The 24,446-nt window shown below is 72.7% G+C and carries 22 protein-coding genes; 10 read left to right on the plus strand and 12 right to left on the minus strand.

What is annotated here, in order from left to right:
* Nucleotides 1-81: 81 nt before the first annotated feature.
* Both IE124_RS02825 and IE124_RS02830 read right to left on the minus strand, forming a co-directional pair.
* Nucleotides 82-1,737 (minus strand): GAF domain-containing protein, encoded by a 1,656-nt coding sequence (locus IE124_RS02825; RefSeq protein WP_189504385.1) that lies wholly within the window; start codon nucleotides 1,735-1,737, stop codon nucleotides 82-84.
* Between the two features lie 45 nt (nucleotides 1,738-1,782).
* Nucleotides 1,783-2,844, minus strand: coding sequence for a rod shape-determining protein (locus IE124_RS02830; protein ID WP_189504386.1), 1,062 nt, complete (start codon nucleotides 2,842-2,844; stop codon nucleotides 1,783-1,785).
* Between the two features lie 374 nt (nucleotides 2,845-3,218).
* On the opposite strand from IE124_RS02830, the gene IE124_RS02835 reads away from it, so the two are divergent.
* On the plus strand, nucleotides 3,219-4,124 hold the full coding sequence (locus tag IE124_RS02835) for an SCO2400 family protein (RefSeq protein WP_189504388.1): 906 nt from the start codon (nucleotides 3,219-3,221) through the stop codon (nucleotides 4,122-4,124).
* Nucleotides 4,125-4,158: 34 nt separating this feature from the next.
* On the opposite strand, the gene IE124_RS02840 is transcribed toward IE124_RS02835, so the two are convergent.
* On the minus strand, nucleotides 4,159-4,593 hold the full coding sequence (locus IE124_RS02840) for a MarR family winged helix-turn-helix transcriptional regulator (protein ID WP_189504390.1): 435 nt from the start codon (nucleotides 4,591-4,593) through the stop codon (nucleotides 4,159-4,161).
* A gap of 106 nt (nucleotides 4,594-4,699) precedes the next feature.
* On the opposite strand from IE124_RS02840, the gene IE124_RS02845 reads away from it, so the two are divergent.
* The 4 genes from IE124_RS02845 to IE124_RS02860 all read left to right on the plus strand — a co-directional run bounded on the left by IE124_RS02845 (nucleotide 4,700) and on the right by IE124_RS02860 (nucleotide 8,035).
* Complete coding sequence (locus IE124_RS02845; protein WP_189504392.1) at nucleotides 4,700-5,719, plus strand: NADP-dependent oxidoreductase; 1,020 nt, start codon at nucleotides 4,700-4,702, stop codon at nucleotides 5,717-5,719.
* Nucleotides 5,720-5,782: 63 nt separating this feature from the next.
* Nucleotides 5,783-6,205 (plus strand): organic hydroperoxide resistance protein, encoded by a 423-nt coding sequence (locus IE124_RS02850; RefSeq protein WP_189504394.1) that lies wholly within the window; start codon nucleotides 5,783-5,785, stop codon nucleotides 6,203-6,205.
* A 163-nt stretch (nucleotides 6,206-6,368) separates the two neighbouring features.
* Nucleotides 6,369-7,208: an EI24 domain-containing protein gene (locus tag IE124_RS02855; RefSeq protein ID WP_189504396.1), complete on the plus strand. Its 840-nt coding sequence runs from the start codon at nucleotides 6,369-6,371 to the stop codon at nucleotides 7,206-7,208.
* An 11-nt stretch (nucleotides 7,209-7,219) separates the two neighbouring features.
* Nucleotides 7,220-8,035 (plus strand): pectate lyase, encoded by an 816-nt coding sequence (locus tag IE124_RS02860; protein ID WP_189504398.1) that lies wholly within the window; start codon nucleotides 7,220-7,222, stop codon nucleotides 8,033-8,035.
* A gap of 94 nt (nucleotides 8,036-8,129) precedes the next feature.
* On the opposite strand, the gene IE124_RS02865 is transcribed toward IE124_RS02860, so the two are convergent.
* Nucleotides 8,130-9,092, minus strand: a complete 963-nt coding sequence (locus IE124_RS02865) for a LysR family transcriptional regulator (protein WP_189504400.1) — start codon at nucleotides 9,090-9,092, stop codon at nucleotides 8,130-8,132.
* 146 nt (nucleotides 9,093-9,238) lie between these two features.
* Here IE124_RS02865 and IE124_RS02870 point away from each other — a divergent pair, with 146 nt between their 5' ends.
* The gene (locus tag IE124_RS02870) at nucleotides 9,239-11,425 is read left to right on the plus strand and encodes a M4 family metallopeptidase (RefSeq protein WP_229832058.1); all 2,187 of its coding nucleotides are present in this window, start codon (nucleotides 9,239-9,241) and stop codon (nucleotides 11,423-11,425) included.
* A gap of 127 nt (nucleotides 11,426-11,552) precedes the next feature.
* On the opposite strand, the gene IE124_RS02875 is transcribed toward IE124_RS02870, so the two are convergent.
* Nucleotides 11,553-12,266 carry a carbon-nitrogen hydrolase family protein gene (locus IE124_RS02875; RefSeq protein ID WP_189504402.1) on the minus strand — a complete coding sequence of 238 codons (714 nt, stop codon included), beginning with the start codon at nucleotides 12,264-12,266 and terminating at the stop codon, nucleotides 11,553-11,555.
* A 7-nt stretch (nucleotides 12,267-12,273) separates the two neighbouring features.
* Nucleotides 12,274-13,203: a LysR family transcriptional regulator gene (locus IE124_RS02880; protein WP_229832061.1), complete on the minus strand. Its 930-nt coding sequence runs from the start codon at nucleotides 13,201-13,203 to the stop codon at nucleotides 12,274-12,276.
* 58 nt (nucleotides 13,204-13,261) lie between these two features.
* On the opposite strand from IE124_RS02880, the gene IE124_RS02885 reads away from it, so the two are divergent.
* On the plus strand, nucleotides 13,262-14,059 hold the full coding sequence (locus IE124_RS02885) for an NAD(P)-dependent oxidoreductase (RefSeq protein ID WP_189504405.1): 798 nt from the start codon (nucleotides 13,262-13,264) through the stop codon (nucleotides 14,057-14,059).
* 30 nt (nucleotides 14,060-14,089) lie between these two features.
* Here the strand turns inward: IE124_RS02885 and IE124_RS02890 are convergent, their stop codons facing one another.
* Nucleotides 14,090-14,665 (minus strand): TetR/AcrR family transcriptional regulator, encoded by a 576-nt coding sequence (locus tag IE124_RS02890; protein WP_189504407.1) that lies wholly within the window; start codon nucleotides 14,663-14,665, stop codon nucleotides 14,090-14,092.
* Between the two features lie 161 nt (nucleotides 14,666-14,826).
* Between IE124_RS02890 and IE124_RS02895 the strand changes: the two genes are divergently transcribed.
* On the plus strand, nucleotides 14,827-17,286 hold the full coding sequence (locus IE124_RS02895; RefSeq protein ID WP_189504409.1) for a beta-glucosidase family protein: 2,460 nt from the start codon (nucleotides 14,827-14,829) through the stop codon (nucleotides 17,284-17,286).
* 58 nt (nucleotides 17,287-17,344) lie between these two features.
* Here IE124_RS02895 and IE124_RS02900 read toward each other — a convergent pair whose 3' ends face one another.
* Nucleotides 17,345-18,268, minus strand: a complete 924-nt coding sequence (locus IE124_RS02900; RefSeq protein WP_189504412.1) for an SGNH/GDSL hydrolase family protein — start codon at nucleotides 18,266-18,268, stop codon at nucleotides 17,345-17,347.
* A 258-nt stretch (nucleotides 18,269-18,526) separates the two neighbouring features.
* Here IE124_RS02900 and IE124_RS02905 point away from each other — a divergent pair, with 258 nt between their 5' ends.
* Nucleotides 18,527-19,021 (plus strand): DUF3145 domain-containing protein, encoded by a 495-nt coding sequence (locus IE124_RS02905; RefSeq protein ID WP_055643740.1) that lies wholly within the window; start codon nucleotides 18,527-18,529, stop codon nucleotides 19,019-19,021.
* A 65-nt stretch (nucleotides 19,022-19,086) separates the two neighbouring features.
* Complete coding sequence (locus tag IE124_RS02910) at nucleotides 19,087-20,661, plus strand: outer membrane protein assembly factor BamB family protein (protein WP_189504414.1); 1,575 nt, start codon at nucleotides 19,087-19,089, stop codon at nucleotides 20,659-20,661.
* Nucleotides 20,662-20,736: 75 nt separating this feature from the next.
* Here the strand turns inward: IE124_RS02910 and fabF are convergent, their stop codons facing one another.
* The 4 genes from fabF to IE124_RS02930 form a co-directional block, all read right to left on the minus strand.
* Complete coding sequence (gene fabF / locus IE124_RS02915; RefSeq protein ID WP_150270616.1) at nucleotides 20,737-21,999, minus strand: beta-ketoacyl-ACP synthase II; 1,263 nt, start codon at nucleotides 21,997-21,999, stop codon at nucleotides 20,737-20,739.
* A 79-nt stretch (nucleotides 22,000-22,078) separates the two neighbouring features.
* Complete coding sequence (locus IE124_RS02920) at nucleotides 22,079-22,327, minus strand: acyl carrier protein (RefSeq protein WP_150270618.1); 249 nt, start codon at nucleotides 22,325-22,327, stop codon at nucleotides 22,079-22,081.
* Between the two features lie 58 nt (nucleotides 22,328-22,385).
* Entirely contained in the window at nucleotides 22,386-23,456 is a 1,071-nt protein-coding gene (locus IE124_RS02925) for a ketoacyl-ACP synthase III (RefSeq protein ID WP_189504417.1), read from the minus strand.
* Between the two features lie 18 nt (nucleotides 23,457-23,474).
* Nucleotides 23,475-24,392 (minus strand): ACP S-malonyltransferase, encoded by a 918-nt coding sequence (locus IE124_RS02930; protein WP_189504418.1) that lies wholly within the window; start codon nucleotides 24,390-24,392, stop codon nucleotides 23,475-23,477.
* Between the last annotated feature and the right edge of the window lie 54 nt (nucleotides 24,393-24,446).

Raw genomic sequence — 24,446 nt, forward strand, 5'->3', positions numbered from 1 at the left:
GCTCCGTATGGGGGGTGTCCGGAATGCAGCGCCGTCTGCCCGCAGGGCCGGGCGGGCCAGGCGGGATTTTCCGGACACCCCCTAAGGCCACTCGACCGTGGTCGGCGGGGTCCCGTCGTCCTCGACCCGGAGCCGTACGCCCTCGCCCGCGCCGCCCGCCGTCACCTCGACGGTGATCGCGGTGATCCCCGACCGCCGGTGGGCCGCCGCGAGCGCCCCGCGCAGGGCGGCGAGGAGCTTGCCGGCCTCCTCGTCCTCGACGAGGGTGTCGACCGCGCCCGAGAAGTGCACGGACGGCTGGAAGCCGAGCAGGGCCGCCGCCCCGCCGGTCTCGCGCAGGACCCGGCCGCGGAAGGACGTCGGCGCGTCGGCCGGGGGCTGCTGGAGCGCGAAGATGGTCGTCCGGACCTCCTGGATCGTCGAGTCCAGCTCGTCCACGGCCCGGCCGATGAGCGCGCTCTCGTCGAAGTCGGGCTCGTCGGTGGGGTCGTCAGGGTCGGCGGTGGCGGTGGGGTTGTCGGGGTCGGCGGGGACGCTGTTGTCGGAGGGGCTCACGGGGCCGCCGGATCCCGGCGCGGGCGACGCGCCGGCCGCGCGCCGCCGGGTCGACTCCAGCATCATCTCCGTGGCGAACAGCCGCTGCACGACCAGGTCGTGCAGGTCCCGCGCGATCCGGTCCCGGTCCTCGTACACCGCGAGCCGCTCCCGGTCGTGCCGGGCGCCTGCCAGGACCAGAGCCAGAGCCGCCTGCGAGGCGAACTGCGAGGCCAGCAGGCGGTCCACCGCCGAGTACGGAGGGCCTCCGTGCCGCCGGGGCAGAGCGAGCGTGCCGATGAGCTTCCCGCCGCTCTGCAGCGGCAGCATCATCGACGGGCCGAAACGCGACCGGACATGGGTGGTCATCCGGGGGTCCGTCGCCGAGTCCTCCACGAAGACCGGCTCGCCGCCGAGCAGTTGGACGAGGACGGGGGAGCCGGGCGCGATCGTCGTGCCGACCAGATCGCCCGGGTCGTCGTTGGTCGAGGCGGCGACGATCTCCATCCCGCCCTCCGGGGTGGGCTGGAGGACCACACCGGCCGAGGCGCCGGCGAGGATCCTGGCCTGTTCGGCGACGGTCATCAGGGCGTTCTCGGCGGACTCGCCGGTGAGGAGGGCCGTGGTCACGGCCGCCGCGCCCTCGATCCAGCGCTCCCGCTGCCGGGTCGTCTCGTACAGGCGGGCGTTGCCGATGGCGATCCCGGCCTGGGAGGCGAGGATCCGGAGGAGCGTGAGGTCCTGCTCGGTGAAGGGGCCCGTCCGCTTCTCGGTGAGGTAGAGATTGCCGAAGACCTGGGTGTGGACCCGGATCGGGACGCCGAGGAAGGAGCGCATCCTCGGGTGGCCCTCGGGGACCCCGCACGAGCGCGGATCCGACGTCAGGTCGTCGACCCGCAGCGGCCGCGGGTCCTGGGTCAGGACGCCGAGCAGCCCGGTGTGACCGTCGGGGAGCCCGCGGACGCGCTGCCGCTCCTCCTCGGTCATGCCGGACGTGAAGAGGTCGGTGAGCCGGCGGCGCTCGGGGTCGACGACCCCGAGCGCGCCGTAGCGGGCCCCCGTGAGTTCGGCAGCCGAGTCCACGAGGTGCTGGAGGGTGGCGTGGAGTTCGAGATCCGTACCGACGCTGAGGACCGCTTCGAGCAGCAGGGGCAGGACGGCGTTCTGTTCGTCCACGTCGTCGGCCTCGTCCATGATCGTCATGGTCTCATTGTCGTACGAATCGTACGAATTGGGTGACTGTGGGGGTCAGTCGTCGTCGGCGAGCGGGTCGCGCACGGACAGCGGGTCGAGGATCATCGGCTGGACCTTGCCCTCCAGCATCGCGCCGAGCCCCAGGACCGCGCAGACGTCGGGCCGTTCGGCGATGTGCACCGGCATGCCGGTCGCCTCGCGCAGCATCTGGTCGAGGCCCGGCAGCAGGGCGCTGCCGCCGACCATCATGATCCCGCGGTCGGCGAGGTCGGCCACCAGGTCCGGCGGGCAGTCGCGCAGCACCTTCCCGATGCCGTCGAGGACCGCCGTCAGCGGGGTGTGGATCGCCTCCCGTACGGCGGCGGTGTCGACGGTCACCGAGCGGGCCAGGCCCGTGGCGACGTCCCGGCCGTGGATCTCCGTGGAGGCGGGGCCGTGCGGCGTCAGGCCGTTGCCGCTGAGGGCGAGCTGGAGCGGGCGCACCGACTGGCTCGGCAGCATCAGCTCGTGGTGGTGGCGCAGGTGCTGGATGACGGCGTGGTCGATGGCGTCGCCGCCGATCGGGATCCGCTCCGCCGTGACGATCGCGCCGAGCGAGAGCACCGCGACCTGCGTGGTCGCCGCACCGCACACCATGATCATGGTGGCGGTCGGCTGCTCGACCGGGAGTCCGCAGCCCACGGCGGCGGCGATCAGGGTGTCGACCAGCTCGACCCGGCGCGCGCCGAGACCGACGAGGGTCTCCACGGCGGCGCGCTGGGCGAGCGGGTCGCTGTCGTGGGGGGTGCAGGCCGCCGCGCGCAGCCGCGGCTTGCGGCGGAGCTGGCGGCGCAGCTTCTCGCCCAGGAGGTGGCGGAGCATCCGCTGCGCCATCTCGATGTCGACGACCGTGCCGCCGGAGACGGGCCGGGCGACCCGGATGTAGTCGGGGGTGCGGCCCGTCATCTTCTCCGCCAGCGCGCCGACGGCGATCAGCGCTCCGGTACGGGTGTTGACGGCGGCGACGCTGGGCTCGTCGACGACGAGTCCGGCGCCCTTGACGAAGACCCGGGTGCGCGCGGCCCCCAGGTCGACGGCGACATGGCAACGGCGCAGTTGCTCAAGGCTGACGGTCACGGCGGATCCTCCGGAATGCGGTGCTGGCACGGGCGAGGTGTTTCGCGTTGCGGTCCTGTTCGCATCGTGCGACCGCCCCGGGCCCGGCGCGCGCTGGGCTGAGCCGCCCGGGCCACCCGTGAGCGCCGGAAGGGAGCGGGTGAAGGGCGGGTGAAGGGCGGGAGGAGGGCCGGGTGAAGGGTGGGGGAGGAGCGGGAGAAGGCTGCCGGAAGCGTGCCGGAGGCGCGCCCGGAAGGGGGCCCGGTGTGGCCCGAGACGATCCTGACCGAAGCGGGAGAATCGCGACGCACCGCCGACGACCTGCGGTTTCCTCACAGGATCCTCACTTCCGTGCCTACCTGTCGCCGCACCGCGCCGCATAGCTTGTGGGCCCCATGGATTACTGCCACGCGTGCCGGCGGCATCTCAACGGGGCCCTCGCCTGTGCCGGGTGCGGGACCCCTGTCGAGGAACTGCGGTACGAGACCCCCCACGCACCCGTTCCGCCCGCCGAGCCCGAGTACGTCTACGAACTGGACGTCGTCGAGCCGCCGCGACCGGCCACGGGCGGCCGTCGCGCCGCCCGCACCGCCGCGCGGGGCCGGTCCGCCGCGCGCGGGGGCAGACGGGCGAGGGCGCGCCGGGGGCGGACGGTGCTGCTGGGGACGGTGGGCCTGGTCCTCGCGGCCGGGACGCTGGGCGTGGTGCAGCTGGCCCTGCAGGAGCCGGAGGCGAGCGGTGCGGCCACGGCCGTGCAGGAGCAGGAGGTCGTCGAGACCTCGATACCGCCCGTGCCTCCCGAGAGCACCGAAAGCCCGGAGAGCACCGAGGGCGCCGGCCCGCCGGACGGCTCGGCCCCGTCGGAGGTCACGGTCGCGCCGAGCACGAACGCGCCCACACGTGACCACCGGATCGGCACGGGCACGGAATCAGGATCCGGTTCCGGTACGGGGTCGGGCTCCGGTACGGGTACGGGTTCCGGCTCCGGCGCGGATTCCGGTTCCGGCTCCGGTACGGGTTCCGGTTCCGGCGCGGGGGAGGGTGCCGGCGGCGACCCGGCCGGATCGCCGACGCCCACGGGCCCGGCGTCCCCGTCCTCCGCCGCGCCCGATGTCCCGCAGCCCGGCACGCCGACGGCCTCGGGCACGGCCACGGCGACGCCCACGGGTACCGGGCCCGCCCCGAGCGGCTCACCGTCGGGAGGGGCGCCGGTGACGGCTTCGCCAAGCCCTACGCAGACCCCCACGCCCACCCCGACCCCGACCCCGACCTGCACCCGATTCCTCTGGTGGTGCGTCTGACCGTCGGGCGGAACCGGGGGCGTCCTGTCCGGCCCTAGGGGGTGTCCTCGCCGAGCATCCGCCTCAGCAGGTCCCGCAGAAGGGTCCGCTCGACCTCGGTCAGCTCGCCGAGGGGCTCGCGGGCGAAGTCCAGCGACTCGCGCAGCCGCCGGGCCGTGTCCTGGCCCTCGTCCGTGGGGACGGCCAGCTTGACCCGCCGGTCGTCCGGGTCGGGCCGGCGCTCGACCAGGCCGCGGGCCTCCAGGCGGTCCACGATCCCGGTGATGTTGGACGGCTCGCACTTCAGCTTCTGGGCGATCCTGCGCATCGGCAGCGGATCGAGCGAGAGCAGCCCGAGGACCCGGGCCTGCGCGCCGGTCAGCGAGTGCTGAGCGGCCGCCTGCTCGTACTCCTCGTAGTAGCGCGCCACGACCGTGCCGATCAGCTCGACGACTTCGAGGGTCAGGGGGTCCGTGCGTGAGGTGGCCATGGGCATCATCCTACCCGGATACTTGACAACATGAAATATTAAGGCGCATGGTTGTTTCAGTCAGTGAAACATTCGTGTTCTGAAGCTTTGCCTGGAGGCCGTGCTCATGTCCGTTCTTCCCGCGTCCAGCCGTGAGTGGCACCTCGTCGCCCGTCCGCACGGCTGGCCGACCGCAGCGGACTTCGCCCTGCGCGAGGTCCCGGTGACCGAGCCCGCCGAGGGCCGCATCCTCGTGCGCAACCTGCACTTCTCCGTCGACCCGTACATGCGCGGCCGGATGAACGACGTGAAGTCGTACATCCCGCCGTTCAAGCTGGACCACCCCATGGACGGCGGCGCGGTCGGCGAGGTCGTCGCGTCCAACGCGGAGGGCTTCGCCGTCGGCGACCACGTCCTGCACGGCCTCGGCTGGCGCGAGTACGCGGACGTCCCCGCGCAGCACGCGACCAAGGTCGACCCGGCGCTCGCCCCCCTCTCCGCCTACCTCGGCGTGCTCGGCATGACCGGCCTCACGGCCTACGCGGGCCTCTTCGAGGTCGCCTCCTTCAAGGAGGGCGACACGGTATTCGTCTCCGGCGCGGCCGGCGCCGTCGGCAGCCAGGTCGGCCAGATGGCGCGGCTCAAGGGCGCCTCCCGGGTCATCGGCTCCGCCGGCTCCGACGAGAAGGTGAAGTTCCTCGTCGAGGAGCTCGGCTTCGACGCGGCCTTCAACTACAAGAACGACCCGGTCAAGGACCAGCTCCGCGAGGCCGCCCCGGACGGCATCGACGTCTACTTCGACAACGTGGGCGGGGACCACCTCGAAGCCGCGATCTCCTCGCTCAACGTGCACGGCCGCGCCACCATCTGCGGCATGATCGCGCAGTACAACGACACGGAGCCGGTCCCCGGCCCGCGCAACATGGCGATGATCATCGGCAAGCGGCTGCGTCTCCAGGGCGTCCTGGTCGGCGACCACTACGGCCTGCAGGACCAGTTCGTCCAGGAGGTCGGCGGCTGGCTCGCCTCCGGAGAGCTGAAGCACCGAGAGACCTTCGTCGACGGCATCGAGAGCGGCGTGGACGCCTTCCTCGGACTGCTGCGCGGGGACAACACCGGAAAGATGATCGTCTCGGTGAACCGCTAGTCTTCCCTCAGCCGCCGCGATCGTGGGCGCGAGTCGCGGCGAACCGAAGAAGGAATGACCAGCATGTCCATTCAGCACACCGACGTTCTCTACACCGCCGTCGCCACCGCCGAGAACGGCCGTGACGGCCGGGTCGCCACCGACGACGGTCAGCTCGACGTCGTCGTGAACCCGCCCAAGGCGATGGGCGGCTCGGGCGCGGGCACGAACCCCGAGCAGCTCTTCGCCGCCGGCTACAGCGCCTGCTTCCAGGGCGCGCTGGGCGTCGTCGCCCGCAACGAGAACGCCGACGTGTCCGGCTCGACGGTCACCGCCGAGGTGGGCATCGGCAAGAACGACGACGGCTTCGGCATCATCGTCAAGATCTCGGCGACCATCCCGAACGTGGACGCCGAGACCGCCAAGAGCCTGATCGAGAAGGCCCACCAGGTCTGCCCGTACTCCAAGGCGACCCGCGGCAACATCACGGTCGAGCTCGCCGTCTGAGCTCCGGACCGGCACACTGAGTGAGGGCCGCACCCCGACCGACCGGGGTGCGGCCCTCGCCGCGTCCCCGGCGGTGGCCCGCACAGGGGCGCCCCGGCGAGGCCGCTCCGTGGCCCGTCAGGCCCGTCCTGGCCGCCCGACCGGCCCAAGTAGGGTGACTCCCATGCGTGATCTCGGGGTGGGTTTCAAGTACCTGGTGCAGGGCCAGAAGTGGGTGGGCTCGCACGGGCGGTGGTTCGGGTTCGGGCTGCTGCCCGGGCTCGTGACCCTCGTCCTCTACGTGGGCGCCCTCGTCGGCCTCGGCTACGGAGCCGACGACGTGGCGGCCTGGGCGACGCCGTTCGCCGACGACTGGAGCTCGCCCTGGCTCGGGTTCCTCCGCGGGACGCTCACCGGCCTGGTCTTCGCCTTCGGGCTCTTCCTCGCGGTCATCACCTTCACCGCCGTGACCCTCCTCGTCGGCCAGCCCTTCTACGAGTCGCTCTCCGAGGAGGTCGACCGCAGCCAGGGCGGTGACGTGCCCGAGTCCGGGCTGCCCCTCTGGCGCGAGCTGTGGATCTCGGCCCGTGACAGCCTGCGGGTCCTGCTGCGGGTCGCGTTCTACGGCATCCTGCTCTTCGCCTGCGGCTTCATCCCGGTGATCGGCCAGACCGTCGTCCCCGTCCTCGGCTTCTGCGTCTCCGGCTTCTTCCTCGCCGAGGAGCTCACGGCCGTCGCGCTCCAGCGCCGGGGCGTCGAGCTCAAGGAGCGCCTCACCCTGCTGCGCGGCCGCCGCTTGGCCACCCTCGGCTTCGGCGTGCCGCTCACCCTCGCCTTCCTGGTGCCGTTCGTCGCCGTCTTCCTGATGCCCGGCGCCGTCGCCGGAGCCACTCTGATGGCCCGCGACCTGCGCGGCGAGACGGCCGGCGACGACCGGGACGGCGACGCCCAGGAAAACGATCAAGAACGCGGCAACCTTCCCTCCTCCGGTGGCGACAAGGGAGTGCACCACCTCCCCCACTGAGGAAAGAGCACATGACGTCACACAAGCGGAAGACCGGCCGCCGCCGCGCACTCGTCGGCGGCCTGAGCGCCCTCGGCATCACCGGCGCGGCGATCGTCACCACCAGCCTCCTCGCCCCCGCGGGCGCCGCGACGCTGCCCGCCTGGCCGCAGGCCAAGGGCAGCACGCCGGTCCCCACGACCATCGAGGTCTCGGGCACCTACGACGGCAAGCTCAAGCGCTTCGTCGGAGCCGGGGAGCTCGGCTCCGACGGGCAGAGCGAGAGCCAGCAGCCCCTCTTCGTCCTCAAGGACGGCGCGACCCTCAAGAACGTGGTCATCGGCACCCCCGCCGCCGACGGGGTCCACTGCCTCGGCAGCTGCACCCTCCAGAACGTCTGGTGGGAGAACGTCGGTGAGGACGCCGCCACCTTCAAGGGCACCTCGAAGACGGCGGTGTACGCAGTCCACGGCGGCGGCGCGAAGGGCGCGTCCGACAAGGTCTTCCAGTTCAACGGCGCCGGCAAGCTGGTCGTGAACAAGTTCCAGGTCGCCGACTTCGGCAAGCTCGTCCGCTCCTGCGGCAACTGCAAGAAGCAGTACCCCCGCACGATCCTGATCAACGACGTCGACATCACCGCACCCGGCAAGTCGATCGTCGGGGTCAACGCCAACTACGGCGACACCGCGAGCCTGCGCAACATCCGCATTCACGGCGACACCAAGAAGAAGATCAAGCCGTGCACCCGCTTCACCGGCAACAACACCGGCAAGGAGCCCAAGGAGATCGGCACCGGCCCGGACGGCACCACCTGCCGCTACGTGGCCGGCGACCTCTCCTACGACTAGGAACCCGGACGCCTAGGGCGCCTAGGACGCCTAGGACCCTCAGGGCACCGACGGCACCCGGTCCGCGCCGCCCGCGGCGTGAGGGCCGGGTGCCTCAGGCGTCGAGGACCGGGTGCAGCTCCGGCCGCGCGTCCCACCAGTCCCGGTAGAAGGCGTTGTTGTCCACGTTCGCCAGATAGGCCCGGCCCGCCGCCCGGTACAGCAGCTCCGCGTGCGGGGCCGGGACGGCCGCCCGGTTCCAGGCCAGCCGGATCCGCCCCAGGACCGGGTCGCCCTCCAGCGGCCGCAGCACCGTGCCCGCCGCGGCCGGCGCCGTCGGCTGGCTCATCGAGATGGCCCGGCCCGCCGCGATCAGGTCGTAGTGCATCTTCCGGTCGGCCACCCGGTGCCGCAGCGAGGGAGTGAACCCGGCCCGCGCGCAGGCCGCGACCAGCGCCTCGGGGCCGCCGTCGTCGTCCTCCACCAGCGTCATCCAGTCCTCGCCGGCCAGCTCGGCCAGCGCGATCCGCTCCTTCCCGGCCAGCGGATGCCCGGCCGAGAGCCGCACGCAGAACGGCTCCTTGGCCACCAGGGTCCGGGCCGTCGTGCCCTCCGGCAGCGGCACCTCGTGGTCGTTGACCTCCCCGTACAGCACGGCGTCGTACCGCCCCGCACCGAGCTGCCGGGTCAGCGTCGTCGCCGAGTGCTCCACCGTCACCGCGATCTCCTGCCCCGCGATGACCCGCTCCAACTCCCCGAGCAGCCCGTCGACGAGGACGAGCAGGATGCAGCCCAGGCGCAGCGGGGTGTGCGGGGAGACGGCCCGCGCCCCGGCGGCCAGCGCGTCCATCTCGCCGAGCACCAGCCGCGCCTTCGACAGCACGAACTCGCCCAGCGGAGTGGGCTCCACACCGTGCCGCCCGCGCAGGAACAGCTCCCCGCCCGCGACCCGTTCGATCCGCTTCAGCTGTGCCGAGAGAGCCGGCTGCGAGACCCCGAGCCGGCCGGCCGCACGCCCCAGACTGCCCGCCTCCGCTATCCGGCAGACGGCCTCCAGATGCCTCAACTCCAGCTGCATTTCAGCAGCGTACGCAGCACCGGACGGCCGCACCATAACCCGCGTCTTATGCCGGATGAGATGTCCCGAACTGGCCATGTCCACGCCCATACTCGGCGCGACGATCCGTCTCCCCCACCACGATCCCACCCCGATCGGAGCAGACGTTGCACCCCAGCAGAATCACGGCGGCCGTGGCCGCCCTGGCGCTCTCGGCGAGCCTCGCGACCGCCCTCGCCGGCACCGCCACCGCGGCCCCGCAGGCGCAGCCCGTACCCCCGGGCCACGGCAAGTCCCTCGCGCTCGCCGCCGCCGACGGCGCCGCGGCCAGCGGCCTCGACGAGCTGCGGCACGGCGCCGACGAGGAACTCGTCCGCACCTCCGTCACCCCCTGGTCCAACGGCCTCTACTTCGCCGCGTACGAGCGCACCTACCGCGGCCTCCCGGTCGTCGGCGGCGACGCGGTCGTCGTCTCCGACAGCGCCGGCAAGGTCCGCGACGTGACCGGTGCCAAGGCCCCCGCCATCAAGGTCTCCACCAAGGCCAAGGTGACGGCCGACGCCGCCCTCGCCACCGCACGCGAGCAGCTCGCCTCCGTGGAGAGCGCGAGCGCCCCCGAGCTGACCGTGCTCCTCAAGGGCGGCAAGGCCGTGCTGACCTGGCACACCCGGGTCGTCGGCCAGACCGCGCAGAACGTGCCGAGCGCCCTCGACACCTACGTCGACGCGCGCACCGGCTCCATCGCCCAGGCCACCGACAAGGTCCAGCACGCCGACGGCCGTGGCTACCACAACGGCAACGTCACCATCGACACCGCCGCGAGCTCCATGACCGACACCAGCCGCGGCGGCTTCAAGTGCGGCGGCCAGAACGGCAGCGCCTACACGGGCTCCTCGCCCTGGGGCAACAACGGCGCCAACGACCTGGTCACCGCCTGCGTCGACATCATGTACGCGGCCCAGCGCGAGTCCGACATGCTCAAGCAGTGGCTCGGCTACAACGGCATCAACGGCCAGGGCGGCATGGTCCCGGCCCGCGCCGGACTCAGCCAGGTCAACGCGTACTACGACGGTACGAAGACCACGTACGGCCGCAACCAGAACGGCACCAACCAGCTCACCGGCATCGACGTCGTGGCGCACGAGTACGGCCACGAGATCTTCGACCGGACCCCGGGCAGCGCCGGCTCGTCCAACGAGAACGGCGGCATGAACGAGTCGACCGGCGACATCTTCGGCGCGCTCACCGAGCACTTCGCCAACAACCCGAACGACACCCCCGACTACACCGTCGGCGAGGAACTGAACTTCACCGGCAACAACCAGCCGATCCGCAACATGTACAACCCGTCGCTCATCAACAACGACCCGAACTGCTACACCCAGTTGACCTCCGGCACCGAGGTGCACGCGGCGGCCGGCCCGCAGAACCACTGGTTCTACCTCCTCGCCGAGGGCTCCAACCCGGGCAACGGCAAGCCCAACAGCCCCATATGTTCCGGTGGTCCCTCCTCCGTGACCGGCATCGGCATCCAGAAGGCCGGCAAGGTCTTCATGGGCGCGCTGCTCATGAAGACCTCCTCCTGGAACCACCTCGCCGCCCGCAAGGCCACGCTGACCAGCGCCAAGAACACCTACGGCAGCGTCGAGTGCAACGCGGTGAAGGCGGCGTGGAACGCGATCGGCGTCCCGGCCCAGTCCGGTGAGACCGACTGCGGCGGCACCACCAACCCGGACTTCTCGCTCGCCCTGAACCCGGCCACGGGCTCGGTCCAGCCGGGTGCCTCCGTCACCTCGACGGTGAACACGAGCACCACCGGCGGCAGCGCTCAGACCGTCCAGCTCTCCGCGAGCGGCGCCCCGAGCGGTGTCACCGTCTCCTTCAGCCCCTCCTCGGTGACCTCCGGCTCCTCCTCCACGATGACCGTGCAGGTCGCGGCCGGCACGGCCAACGGCACCTACCCGATCACCGTCACCGGTACGGGCTCCGCCACCCACACCGTCACCTACCAGCTGTCGGTCGGCACCACGACGCCGCCCACCGGCTGCGCGAACTCCGAGTACAGCTACCAGGGCAGCCTGACGTCCGGCCAGACCGGGGTGCAGCCAGACGGCTCGTACTACTACTCGGCGACCTCCGGCACCCACGCGGGCTGCCTGCGCGGCCCGGCCGGCACCGACTTCGACCTCTACCTGCAGAAGTGGAACGGGTCGGGCTGGGTGGACGTGGCGGTCGGCGGCACGGCGACCGCCGACGAGAACACCAGCTACTACGGCACCGCGGGCTACTACCGGTACGTGGTCCACGCGTACAGCGGCTCCGGCGCGTACACGCTGGGCCTGAGCGCCCCGTAACGGGGACGGGGCACCGTCACGGGCCGGGGGTCCCGTGACGGACCTCCCCGAGCCGGGCGGCCGTATGTCCCGACGGCCGCCCGGCTCCTTCCCGTGAACCCGTCCCGCCGGATCCGCCGGCCGCCGGTCAGCCGACCTCGGCGAGCACGAACCCCGGCTTCTCCGGGCCCGCGTCGGCGATCCGCCCGCCGTCCGGACCCCAGACCCCGGCGGCGCCGCCGCCCACGCCGTCCTCGTTGGACCCGAGGACATTGCCGAGCACCACGTACAGGCCGAAGTCCCGGGCCCGTACCGGATACACCGTCTCGAACGAGTCGTTGTCGGCCGTGAGCACCGAACTCGCCAGATACACCGCGCAGTCGTCCGCAGCCGCCCGCTCGGCGAGCTCGGGGAAGCGGTTGTCGTAGCAGGTGGCCGTCGCGAACCGGACCCCGTCGAGCGCGAACCGCCCGTCGGCCGTTCCCGGCGCGAAGACCTCCTTCTCGATCCCGTACAGGTGCTGCTTGTCGTAGCGGGCGAGGAGCCCGCCGTCGGGACCGATCACCAGCGAGGTGACCCCGGTCCGCCCGTCGGCCGTCCGCACGGGCCCGTTGACCACGGCCGCCGCCGAGACCTCCCGGCAGGCGGCCCGTACCGGTTCGAGGCGCGGGTCGTCCTCGGTGAGGACGAGAGCGGGAGTGTCCCGGATCAGGGACGGCTCGTACCCGCTGAGGCAGAGCTCGGCGAAGACGACCACCCGGGCCCCCTCGGTCCCGGCGGCCCGGACGAGCCCGGCGATCGTACGGACGTTGGCGTCGATGTCCCCGGCGACCGGGGCGAACTGGGTGGCTGCGACGATCATGCCCCCATCATCCCGCCCGCCCGCCTCCCGGGAACCCCCGGGACCGGCGCATCGCCTCCGCCGTCTCCCGCAGCAGCCCGAGGAAGGCGCTCGCCGCCGCGGTCGGCGTCGACGGGGTCGCCGCGCAGACCCGCCGGTACGGGACGTCGTCCGGGTGGATCGTGACGAGGGCGACCTCCCGGGGGACGGACGCCGCCGCGAGCGCCGGGACGAGCGTGATGCCGAGACCGGCGGCGACCGCGCCGAGCTTGGCGATCCAGTCGTGCGCGAGGAGTCCGGTACGCGGCCGGAAGCCGGCGGCGACGGCCGGGCGGAAGAGGGTGTCCTCCAACCGCTCGGCGCCGACGATCCACTCCTCGGCGGCCAGCTCGGCCAGCCGCACCGCCCGCCGACCCGCATGCGCGTGTCCGCGTTCCAGGGCCACCAGCATCGGCTCGTCGAGGAGGTGATGCAGCGTCACGCCCTCCGGCGGGGGAGTGGCCAAGGCCGGGGCGACCACCGCGAGGTCCTGCTCCCCGGCGGCGAGCTGCCCCAGATGCTTCACGGACGGTCCCTCGGTGCGGGTGACCTTCACCCCCGGGTGCCGGCCGCGGAACACGGCCTGCGTACGGGGGACGAGCGCCGCGTTGGCGCTGGAGAACGACCCGAGCCGGAGCAGCCCGCCCTCCAGGGTGCGCAGCGCCTCCAGTTCGGTCCGGGCGGCGAGCAGCCGGTCCCGTACGGCCTCGGCGTGCGGCAGCAGCACCCGGCCCGCCTCGGTCGGGCGCACCCCGCGCGGCAGCCGCTCGAACAGCACCGCACCCGTCTCGTCCTCCAGGGCCTGGACCTGGCGCGAGACCGCGGACTGGGTGTACCCGAGGGTGCGGGCGGCGGCGGTGAAGGACCCCTCGCGGGCGACGGCGAGGAAGACCTCGTACAGGACATGACCATTCGGCATGGCTGCCATGCTAGACATTCGCTTGTCGCATGGGAGGGCCTTGCCTAGCGTCGTCCCCATGAACAGCGCACAGCAGAAGATCGCCTTCATCGGTCTCGGCTCCATGGGCCTCCCCATGGCCCGCCGGCTCCTCGACGCCGGGCACCCGTTGACCGTCTGGAACCGCACGGCCGCCAAGGCCGACGCGCTGGTCGCGGACGGCGCCGTGCGCGCCGCGAGCGCCGCCGATGCCGTCCGCGACGCCGATGTCGTCATCACCATGCTCGCGGACCCGGCCGCCGCCCTCGCCGTCGCGGACGACCTCCTCCCGGCCCTGCGCCCCGGCACCCACTGGATCGACACCTCGACCATCGGCCCCGACGCCGTCCGCGCCCTGGCCGCCCGGCTCCCCGAGGGGGTCACCCTGATCGACGCGCCCGTCATGGGCAGCGTGGACCGGGCGGCCGCGGGCGAACTGCTGATCCTCGCGGGCGGCGACACCACTCCCGTCGCCGCCGTCCTCGACCGGCTCGGCCAGGTCACGCCGTGCGGCGGCCCCGGCACCGGCGCCGCCCTCAAGCTGGTCCTCATCGACGCCGCCATCGGCGGGGTCGCGCTGGTCGCCGAGGTGCTCGCGCTCGCCGGGGCGCTCGGCCTGCCCCGCGAACTCGCCCTCCGGATGCTCTCCCAGGGGCCGCTCTCCGGCGCCGTGGCCCGCGCCACCGCCACCGGCTCGCACTTCCCGGTCGCCCTCGCGGCCAAGGACGTCGCCCTGGCGACCGCGGTGACGGAACTCCCCGTCCTGCGGTCCGTCCACACCGCGCTCACCCGGGATCCGGCCCTGCTCGGCGAGGACCTGTCGGCCGTCATCCGCTAGGGGGTGTCCGGGGGCCCCGCCCCCGTACCCCTACGGACGCTCCTCGCCTCCGTGCAGGAGGTGCAGGAAGTCCCGGAAGGCGGCCGGCATGTCCACCGCCGAGGGGTCCAGGAGCCACTGGTACTGCAGCCCGTCCATCATCGCCGTCAGGAGCGGCGCCGCCCGCTCCGGGCTCAGCCCGCTCGGCAGCCGGTCGCCGAACTCCAGACGCAGCACCTGCGCCATGTTCGCCCGCACCTGTGTGTACCGCTCGGTGAAGAAGGCGCGCGCCGGGTGCTCGTCCGTGATGCTCTCGCCGAGCAGGGCGGAGAAGGTCTGCACGATCCCGGGCCGCATCGCGTTGTACTCGACGAGCGATTCGAGCAGGTCGAGCCGCCAGCCCTCCCGGTCCCGGCCGCCGCTCGTGTCCCACCGGTCGCGCTCCTCCAGGACCGCGATGAGCAGGGCCTCCTTCGTCGGGAAGTAGTGCAGCAGCCCCTGCTGCGTCAGCCCGACGCGCTCGGCGACGGAGCCGAGGGTCGCGCCCCGGTAGCCGCGCTCGGCGATCACTTCGAGAGCGGCGCGCAGGATCTCCGCCCGCCGCTCCTCGCTTCTGGCCCGCACCATCGCCGTGGCCTCCTCTCACAGGGTCGTCCCAACAGGAGGACGGTACCCGGTCACCACTCCATCCAGATAACGGAATCATCACGGAACCTACCGATCTACAGGTAGGTGGGTGCACGATGGGCGCATCGGGGTCATCGGTACGTCAACGAGGAGGTACGGCCATGGCGGAGAACAGCGCGGAGACCGCGCGGAACGCTGCCGTCGAGGCGGCGCTCGGCAAGCTCGACCTGGACAGCAAGACGCGGCTGCTCGGCGGCCAGGACATGTGGTCCCTGCCCGCCCTGCCGGAGATCGGCCTGAAGTCGCTGGTCATGTCCGACGGGCCCATAGGCGTCCGAGGCGTTCGCTGGACCGCCGACGACCCGTCCGTCGCCCTGCCGTCCCCGACCGCACTCGCCGCGGCCTGGGACCCCGGGCTCGCCCGCCGCGCCGGCCGGCTCCTCGCACAGGAGGCCCGCCGCAAGGGCGTCCACGTCCTCCTCGCGCCCACCGTCAACCTGCACCGCTCGCCCCTGGGCGGCCGCCACTTCGAGGCGTACAGCGAGGACCCGTACCTCACCGGCGAGATCGGCACCGGCTACGTCCAGGGCGTCCAGGACGGCGGCGTCGGCACCACCGTCAAGCACTTCGTCGCCAACGACGCCGAGACCGACCGCTTCACCGTCGACAACAAGGTCACCGCGCGCCCGCTCCGCGAGCTCTACCTCGCCCCCTTCGAGGCCATCGTCAAGAACGCCCACCCCTGGGGCATCATGACCGCCTACAACCAGGTCAACGGCGTGACGATGACCGAGCACCGCCACCTCGTCAACGAGGTCCTGCGCGGCGACTGGGGCTTCGACGGCTACAACGTCTCCGACTGGATGGCCGCCCGCTCCACCACCGGCGACATCGAGGGCGGTCTCGACGTCGCCATGCCGGGCCCGCGGACCGTCTACGGCGAGGCCCTGGCCGCCGCCGTGCGCGCCGGCGAGGTCGAGGAGGCCACCGTCGACGCGGCCGTACGCAACGTCCTGCGGCTCGCCGCCCGCGTCGGCGCCCTCGAAGGCGCCCCGGCGGCCGTCACCGAGCACCCCGCCGCCATCGACGGCGACGCCCTCGCCCGCGAGATCGCCCGCCGCGGCTTCGTCCTCGTCCGCAACGAGAACGGTGCCCTGCCCCTCAGGGACGGCACGGTCGCCCTCTCCGGCGCCGCCGCCCGCGACGCCCGCGTCCTCGGCGGCGGCTCCGCCCAGGTCTTCCCCGACCACGTCGTCTCCCCGCTCGCCGGCCTCACCGCCGCCCTGCCCGACGGCGCGCTCACCTTCACGATCGGCGCCGACCCCAGCGAGGAACTCACCCCCGCCGAACAGGGCTTCACCCTCCGCGCCCGCTGCCGCGACGCCGAGGGCCGGGTCCTCGGCGAGGGCACCCTGCCCAACGGCCAGGTCCAGTGGATCGGCGACGACCTGCCCGCCGGCGTCACCCACGAGACCCTCGCCTCCATCGAGGTCCTCGGCACCTTCACCCCGCGCGAGACCGGCGAGCACTCCTTCGGCACCCGTGGCCTCGGCGCCTTCACCCTCGCCGTCGCCGGCGAGACCGTCTTCGACGGCGTCCAGGCGATGGGCCCCGAGACCGACCCCTTCGAGGCCTTCTTCGGCTCCCCGGTCGAGCGCGCCAAGGTCGCGCTCACCGAGGGCGAGACCGTCGAGGTCTCCCTCCTCCACACCCTCGACAAGGAGTTCGCGGCCCCGCTGCCGGCCGTCATGTTCTCCTTCGTCCACCTCGGTCCGCGCCGGGACCCCGACGAACTGATCACCGAAGCCGTCGAGGCCGCCCGCGCCGCCGACACCGCCGTCGTGGTCGTCGCCACCACCGAGCGCGTCGAGTCCGAGGGCTTCGACCGCAAGGACCTCGCCCTCCCAGGCCGCCAGGACGACCTCGTACGGGCCGTCGCCGCCGCCAACCCGAACACCGTCGTCGTCGTCAACGCCGGCTCCCCGGTCGAGATGCCGTGGCGCGAGGACGTGGCCGCGATCCTGCTCAGCTGGTTCCCCGGCCAGGAGGGCGGCGACGCCCTCGCCGACGTCCTCACCGGCGCCGAAGAGCCCGGCGGCCGCCTCCCCACCACCTGGCCCGCCGTCCTCGCCGACGCCCCCGTCACCGAGGTCACCCCCGCCGAGGGCGTACTCGACTACAGCGAGGGCGTCTTCATCGGCTACCGCGCCTGGGACAGGGCCGGCGTCACCCCCGCGTACGCCTTCGGCCACGGCCTCGGCTACACGACCTGGTCGTACGACTCCCTGACCGCCACCCCCGAGACGGTCACGGTCCGGCTCACCAACACCGGCGACCGCACCGGCCGCGAGGTCGTCCAGATCTACCTGGTGCCCGTCTCCACGGCGTCGACCGGCGCGCCGAGCGCGACGGTGGAGCGCCCGGCGCGCTGGCTCGCCGCCTTCACGGGCGTCGAGGCCGGGCCCGGCGAGACCGTCGAGACCGAGATCGCGCTGTCCCGCCGCGCCTTCGAGATCTGGGACGAGGAGAAGGACGACTGGACCTTCGTCCCCGGTGCCTACGAGGTCGTCGCGGCCCACTCCCTCGTGGACGCCCGCCTGACCGCCACCCTGGAGATCTGACCTCCGATCCCCGTGGACCGGGCCCCGGGACGGCACCTGACAACCGTCCCGGGGCTCCTCACTCCTTCGTGATCCGCCGGTACGCGAGCTCCGCGAGCCGCGCCTGCCCGTCCCGGCTCGGATGGAACCAGTCCCACGGGCTCAACTGCCCGCCGTCGAACCGGAAACCGAAGACCGCCCCGCCGTCGTACCGGCAGCGCTCGTCCTCGGCGCAGACCTCCTCCAGGACCTTGTTGTACGCCACGACCCGCGCCCGCACCGCCGTCCGGCGCCGCTCCGCCGCGGGGCCCAGATCCTCCGCGTCCTTCAGCATCGAGCCGCAGATCCCCAGCTTCCACACCTCAAGGCCCGCCGGGCTGAGCCGCCCCGTCGACCACAGGTGCTTCAGGTCCGGCACGCTCGACACGTACACCTGCGCCTTCGGCGCGCCCGCCCGCAGCCTGGCCAGCGCCGTCTCGAAGGAGAAGCGGAAGTCGTCGACCGGGGTCATGAGTGCCGGCGTCGGCCGGCAGGCGTCGTTGGCGCCCATCATCACCGTCACCAGCTCCGGCTTCTCGGCCGCCGCCCCCGCCATCTGCTCGGGCAGCTCCGCCATCCGCGCCCCCGTCCGCGCCAGGTTCCAGCTGCGCGTGGCCACCTTCGCGGGGCCGAGGAGCCGCAGCGCCAGGCTGTTGACGGCCGCGTCCGTCCCGGTCGCCCAGGACACCTCGGGGCAGTCCGCGAGGACCGCGCAGGCGTCGAAGGCGCGAGTGACGGAATCGCCGACGGCGGCGACGGAGCCGGGCGAGACGTCCCACAGCGAGTCCGGCGTCGGACTCGGCACGGGCGTCCGGGCGGGCGTCCGGGCGGCCGCCGGGGCGCGGCTCTCGGCCGGATCCGCCGCGCCCGGGCTCCCGGCCGTGCAGCCCGCGACCGTCCCCGCGCACAGCAGCGCCGCCGCCGCGGAGACGGCTGCGGTACGGATTCTGCGTCGACCGCGCATCCCCGGCCCCTCCTTCGGCGTCCTGGTGGGTGAAAGGTTCGTGTTCCCGGGCCCTCGGACCGACCGTACGTCACACCGATGACGGTGCGGCACGGTAGCTTTTCCCCCGTCGAACCAGAGGCGCCTTCGCCGACGGGCTCCGGTAAATTACATCACGTCACATGCTGTCCCCTTTTTGAGGGTTTGCGATGTTTTACTCCGGATGCTGTTAACTGAGGCCGCTGGGAAGGCGAACCTCGTCCCACACTGGAGGTCCCGGTGACGACACGTGGAGTCCTGTACGTACACTCCGCACCGCGCGCGCTGTGCCCGCACGTCGAATGGGCGGTCGCGGGTGTCCTCGGTGCGAGGGTCCAGCTCGACTGGATCCGCCAGCCGGCGTCCCCCGGCACCTGGAGAGCCGAGTTCTCCTGGAAGGGGCAGACCGGCACCGCCTCCAAACTCGCCTCCGCGCTGCGCGGCTGGCAGATGCTCCGCTTCGAGGTGACCGCGGAGCCCTGCCCCACCGCCGAGGGCGAGCGCTACAGCGCCACCCCCGACCTGGGCATCTTCCACGCCGTCACCGGCATGCACGGCGACATCCTGATCCCCGAGGACCGGCTGCGGGCCGCCCTGGCGCGCTCCCTCCAGGGCGAGACGCAGCTGGAGGCCGAGGTCGCCAGACTCCTCGGGAAGCCCTGGGACGACGAGCTGGAGCCCTTCCGGTACGCGGGCGAGGGCGCGCCGGTCCGCTGGCTTCACCAAGTCGTCTGATGGGCTTCACCCGCGCGTTGTAGATTCCGCCCGGGCACGCAGGGGGCGCGCCGGGCGGGAGAGAAGTGACACCTCAACGCAGGGGGCCCGCCACGGGCGCCGTGGCGCTGTCGGGGGCCGCGTTCGGCGCGGCGGCGGTGCTCCTCGGGGCGGGAGTCGTCGCCGGCGGGTGGCCGACGGGCTGGGCGGCGGCGGTCTGCGCCCTGGTCCTCGCGGCCGTCGGGGTGACCGTCCTCGCGGCGACGCGCCGTACGGCCGGGGGCGCGCGGACACCGGACACCGAGCCGCAGGACGCGGTACCGCGCGGCCACCCGAGCCCCGACGGCACCGCCACGCCGGGCCGTTCCTCCTCCTCCTCCTCCTTCGTCGCCGCCGTCGTGGCCTGGTCCGTAGCCGTCCTCGCCGCCGGCATCTGGGCGGCCACGTCCGGGGACGAGGACGAGCGAGGCGGCGGGGGGAACGCGAAGGGCGGCCCGTCGACGTCCGCACAGTCCACGCCGTCCGGGCGGTCCGCGGCGCCCTCCTCCCTCGCCGAGGACACGGCCGTCGCGTGGACGGTCCCCGCCGTCGGCCAGAAGTACGACGAGGGCGTCGGTGCCTGGACCCTCGGCCCGACCGTCGCCCAGGGGCGGATCGACGGCCTCTTCGCCTACGACGCCGCCGACGGCTCCGTCCGGTGGAGCGTGCCCGCACCCACCCGCGAGGCCCTGTGCGCGATCACCCCGGACACCGAGGAGGGCATCGGGCTCGTCGCGCACGGCCGGCACGAGAAGCCCTGCGCGACCCTGCTCGCCGTCCGGACCTCCGACGGCAAAGTCATGTGGAAGCGGAAGCTCGCCGGGACGGGCCTCGTCGGCCACGCGCTCGCAGTCGGCGGCACCACCGCCGTCACCGCCGAGGACGGAGCCGTACGGGCCCGCTCCACCGAGTCCGGCGAGCAGCGCTGGCAGCGCCCGGCGCCCAAGGGATGCCGGCCCCTGACGCTCGACGCCGACGCCACCCGCACCCTCCTCGTCGAACAGTGCGGCACGGGCGCGCGACTCCTCGCCCTCGACACCCGTACGGGCGCCCAGCGGTGGACCCGGGACCTGCCCGTCGAGTCGCCGGCCACGGCTTCGCTGGTCTCCGTCACCCCGGCGGTCGTCGCGGTCGACGAGGCGGACGCCCGCGGCACCCACGCCTTCCTGGGCTTCGACGACGAAGGAGCCCCGACCGTGTCCGTACCGCTCACCGGACCGGAGGGAGTCCTCTCCGCCCACGGGGACGTGGGCGACGGCTTCGCCGGCCGGCCCCTCGCCGTCGACGGGCTCCTGATCACGCTCGCCGAGAAGGCCCCGATGGGGTCGAGGGCCGTCGTGGCGTTCTCCCTGAAGGACGGCAAGAAGGCCTGGACGCACCGCGAGGAAGGCGCGACAGCGATCGCCGCCGAGCCCGATGGCCGCGTCGCCTGCCTCGCGTACGGCGACACGATCACTCTCCTCGAACCCGCCGACGGCAGGGTGTCCACCGTCCTGAAGCCCGACACGCCCGAGCTCCCGGCGGTCTCCATCAGGCCGCTACTGCTCCCCGTCACCGGCGGCCACGTCGTCCTCAACCAGATCAACATGTCGGCCGAACCGGCGGCCTTCGCCCTGCGCTGACAGCGGGACGGAACACGACGGAGGCCCACCCCCGTGCAGGGGGTGGGCCTCCGTCGTCAGGCGGGGATCAGGCGATCAGACCGTGCGGAACGCCAGGACCACGTTGTGGCCGCCGAAGCCGAAGCTGTTGTTGATCGCGGCGATCGTGCCCTGGGGGAGCGCGCGGGGCTCGCCGCGGACGATGTCCGCGTCGACCTCGGGGTCCAGCTCGTCGACGTTGATCGTCGGCGGGGCCAGGCGGTTGTGCAGCGCCAGGACCGTCGCGACGGTCTCGATGCCGCCGGCGCCGCCCAGGAGGTGACCGGTCATCGACTTGGTCGCGGAGATCGCGACGTGGTCGAGGTCGTCGCCCAGGACCTTCCGCAGCGCCTTGATCTCGGCGACGTCACCCTGCGGCGTCGACGTGGCGTGCGCGTTGAGGTGGACGACCTCGGACGGCTTGAGGTCCGTCGAGTCGAGCAGGTTCTGCATCGCGGCGGCGATGCCCCGGCCGGTCGGCTCGGGCTGCGCGATGTGGTGGCTGTCGGCCGACAGGCCCTGGCCGAGGACCTCGCAGTAGATGCGCGCGCCGCGCGCCTTCGCGTGCTCCTCGGACTCCAGGATCACGACGCCCGCGCCCTCGCCGAGGACGAAGCCGTCCCGGCCGGTGTCGTACGGACGCGAGGCCTTCGTCGGCTCCTCGTTGTTCTTGGACATCGCCATCATGTTGGCGAAGGCGGCGATCGGCAGCGGGTGGATCGCGGCCTCGGTACCGCCGGCGATGACCACGTCGGCACGGCCGGTGCGGATCATCTCGACGGCGTAGCCGATCGCCTCGGCACCCGACGCGCACGCGGAGACCGGGGTGTGGACGCCCGCGCGGGCGTTCACCTCCAGACCGACGTTGGCGGAGGGGCTGTTCGGCATGAGCATGGGCACGGTGTGCGGGGAGACGCGGCGTACGCCCTTCTCCTTCAGCACGTCGTACTGGTCGAGCAGCGTGGTGACACCGCCGATGCCGGAGGCGATGACGGAACCGAGCCGCTCGGGCACGATTTTCTCGTCCTCGCCGGCGGGGGCGGTGTAGCCCGCGTCGGCCCAGGCCTCGCGGGCCGCGATCACGGCGAACTGCGCCGAGCGGTCCAGCTTGCGGGCGAGCGGGCGGGGCAGGACGTCACCGGGGTCGACGGCGGCGGCCGCGGCGATCTGGACGGGCAGCTCCGCGAAGCGCTCGCCCTCCAGGGGCTTGACGCCGGAGCGTCCCGCAAGCAGACCTTCCCAGGTCGTTGCGGAGTCGCCACCCAGCGGTGTGGTTGCGCCGATACCGGTGACGACCACGGTGCGATTGGTCGAGCTCACAGGAATTCGTTCTCCATGTGTGTGATGGTCGGAATACGGCGCCACCGCCGGGTGGCGGACCGAGTCAGCAGGGGCCGAATCAGGCCTGGTGCTTCAGGATGTAGCCGGCGGCGTCGCCGACCGTCTTGAGGTTCTTGACGTCCTCGTCCGGGATCTTGACGTCGAAGCGCTCTTCGGCGGCGACGACGACCTCGACCATGGACAGGGAGTCGACGTCCAGGTCGTCGGTGAAGGACTTGTCCAGCTGGACGTCTTCGACCGGGATGCCGGCGATCTCGTTGACGATCTCGGCGAGACCCTCGACGATCTGCTCCTGGGTGTGAGCCATAGTGGCGCTCCTTCTTGCGGTTACTTCGGTAAAGGGGGCTTCCGGAGGATCCGGGTGCCTAGGGGAGGGTAACGACCGTCGCGGCGTAGACGAGACCCGCCCCGAAGCCGATGACGAGCGCGGTGTCGCCGCTCTTCGCCTTCCCGGTCGCCAGGAGCCGCTCCATCGCGAGCGGAATCGAGGCGGCCGAGGTGTTGCCGGTGGTCTCCACGTCACGGGCGACCGTGACGTGCTCCGGCAGCTTCAGGGTCTTCACCATCGAGTCGATGATCCGCATGTTCGCCTGGTGCGGGATGAAGACGTCCAGGTCGTCCGCCGTGATGCCGGCGGCGTCCATCGCTTGCTGGGCGACCTTCGCCATCTCGAAGACGGCCCAGCGGAAGACCGCCTGACCCTCCTGCGTGATGGCGGGGAACTTGATGTCGCCGGCCTCGTTGAGGGGCAGCTTCGAGACGTCGCCACTGGGGGTCCCCCCTGCTCGAGCGGAGTCGAGAGCTTGGGGGAGGAACTCGTTCCACGGCACGGTCTGCTTGATCGTCTCGGACTTGTCGCCCTCGGAGCCCCAGACGGTCGGGCCGATGTGCGGCTCGTCCGAGGGGCCGACGACCACGGCACCGGCGCCGTCGCCGAACAGGAAGGCCGTCGCGCGGTCCTCCAGATCCGTCAGGTCGCTGAGCCGCTCGACGCCGATGACGAGGACGTACTCCGCGGAACCCTCGACGATCATGCCCTTGGCGAGCGTCAGGCCGTAGCCGAAGCCCGCGCAGCCGGCGGAGATGTCGAACGCGGCCGGCTTCCCGGCGCCGATCTTGTCGGCGATCTCGGTGGCCACGGCCGGGGTCTGCTTGAAGTGCGAGACCGTGGAGACGACCACGGCGCCGATCTGCTCCGGGGTGATCCCGGCGTCGGCGATGGCCTTGCCGGAGGCCTCCACCGACATGGCGGTGACGGTCTCCTCCGGAGAGGCCCAGTGGCGGGTGGAGATGCCGGAGCGTGAGCGGATCCACTCGTCGGACGAGTCGATCGTCTCGAGGATCACCTCGTTCGGCACGACCCGGGTCGGGCGGTAGCCGCCGACACCCAGGATCCGCGCGTACGGGGCGCCCTTGCTGGGCTTGATCTTCGACATGCTTCTCGACACTCCTTCTCAGACGGCCGCGTGCTGGGCGATGAGCGTACGGGCCGCGTCGAGGTCGTCGGGGGTCTTGAGGGCGACCGTGGCCACGCCCGGCAGGGCGCGCTTGGCGATGCCGGTGAGAGTGCCGCCGGGGCACACCTCGATCAGGGCGGTCGCGCCGAGCTCCTGGAAGGTCTCCATGCACAGGTCCCAGCGGACCGGGTTCGCGACCTGGCCGACCAGGCGCGCGAGGACCTCGGCACCGGTGGCGACGGTCCGCCCGTCCTTGTTGGACACGTACGTCACGGTCGGGTCCGCCGGGGACAGCGCGGCGGCCGCCTCCTCCAGCTTCGCGACCGCGGGAGCCATGTGGTGCGTGTGGAAGGCGCCGGCGACCTTGAGCGGGACGACCCGGCGGACGCCCTCGGGCTTGTCCGTGGCGAGGTCGGCGAGCTGCTCCAGCGTGCCGGCGGCCACGATCTGGCCGGCGCCGTTCACGTTGGCCGCGGTCAGGCCGAGCTTCTCCAGGTGCGGGACGGTCACCTCGGGTTCGCCGCCGAGCAGCGCCGACATGCCGGTCGCGGTGATCGCGGCGGCCTCGGCCATCGCGAGACCACGGGTCCGGACGAGACGCAGCGCGGCGGTGTCGTCGAGGACACCGGCGAACGCGGCGGCGGTGATCTCGCCGACGCTGTGACCGGCGACGGCGCCGGGCGCCACGTCACCGAGGGCCGCGGCGGAGAGCAGGCCGGCGGCGACGAGCAGCGGCTGTGCCACGGCGGTGTCACGGATCTCGTCCGCGTCCGCCTTCGTGCCGTAGTGGACGAGGTCGAGCCCGATGGCCTCGGACCAGGCCGCGATGCGGTCGGCGGCGCCGGGGAGTTCGAGCCAGGGAGTCAGGAAGCCGGGCGTCTGAGCGCCTTGGCCGGGAGCGACGAGTACGAGCACCCTCACACTCTCTCTTGGGGACGGCTCCCGGCGCCCGTGAGGACAAGGACGAAG

This window comes from Streptomyces narbonensis (assembly GCF_014649015.1).
GTDB lineage: Bacteria > Actinomycetota > Actinomycetes > Streptomycetales > Streptomycetaceae > Streptomyces > Streptomyces narbonensis.

Coding starts and splice junctions, on each gene's coding strand:
- IE124_RS02825 (WP_189504385.1), bottom strand. CDS start 1,737: ATGACGATCATGGACGAGGCCGACGACGTGGACGAACAGAACGCCGTC.
- IE124_RS02835 (WP_189504388.1), top strand. CDS start 3,219: ATGGATTACTGCCACGCGTGCCGGCGGCATCTCAACGGGGCCCTCGCC.
- IE124_RS02840 (WP_189504390.1), bottom strand. CDS start 4,593: ATGGCCACCTCACGCACGGACCCCCTGACCCTCGAAGTCGTCGAGCTG.
- IE124_RS02845 (WP_189504392.1), top strand. CDS start 4,700: ATGTCCGTTCTTCCCGCGTCCAGCCGTGAGTGGCACCTCGTCGCCCGT.
- IE124_RS02850 (WP_189504394.1), top strand. CDS start 5,783: ATGTCCATTCAGCACACCGACGTTCTCTACACCGCCGTCGCCACCGCC.
- IE124_RS02855 (WP_189504396.1), top strand. CDS start 6,369: ATGCGTGATCTCGGGGTGGGTTTCAAGTACCTGGTGCAGGGCCAGAAG.
- IE124_RS02860 (WP_189504398.1), top strand. CDS start 7,220: ATGACGTCACACAAGCGGAAGACCGGCCGCCGCCGCGCACTCGTCGGC.
- IE124_RS02865 (WP_189504400.1), bottom strand. CDS start 9,092: ATGCAGCTGGAGTTGAGGCATCTGGAGGCCGTCTGCCGGATAGCGGAG.
- IE124_RS02875 (WP_189504402.1), bottom strand. CDS start 12,266: ATGATCGTCGCAGCCACCCAGTTCGCCCCGGTCGCCGGGGACATCGAC.
- IE124_RS02880 (WP_229832061.1), bottom strand. CDS start 13,203: ATGCCGAATGGTCATGTCCTGTACGAGGTCTTCCTCGCCGTCGCCCGC.
- IE124_RS02885 (WP_189504405.1), top strand. CDS start 13,262: ATGAACAGCGCACAGCAGAAGATCGCCTTCATCGGTCTCGGCTCCATG.
- IE124_RS02890 (WP_189504407.1), bottom strand. CDS start 14,665: ATGGTGCGGGCCAGAAGCGAGGAGCGGCGGGCGGAGATCCTGCGCGCC.
- IE124_RS02895 (WP_189504409.1), top strand. CDS start 14,827: ATGGCGGAGAACAGCGCGGAGACCGCGCGGAACGCTGCCGTCGAGGCG.
- IE124_RS02900 (WP_189504412.1), bottom strand. CDS start 18,268: ATGCGCGGTCGACGCAGAATCCGTACCGCAGCCGTCTCCGCGGCGGCG.
- IE124_RS02920 (WP_150270618.1), bottom strand. CDS start 22,327: ATGGCTCACACCCAGGAGCAGATCGTCGAGGGTCTCGCCGAGATCGTC.
- IE124_RS02925 (WP_189504417.1), bottom strand. CDS start 23,456: ATGTCGAAGATCAAGCCCAGCAAGGGCGCCCCGTACGCGCGGATCCTG.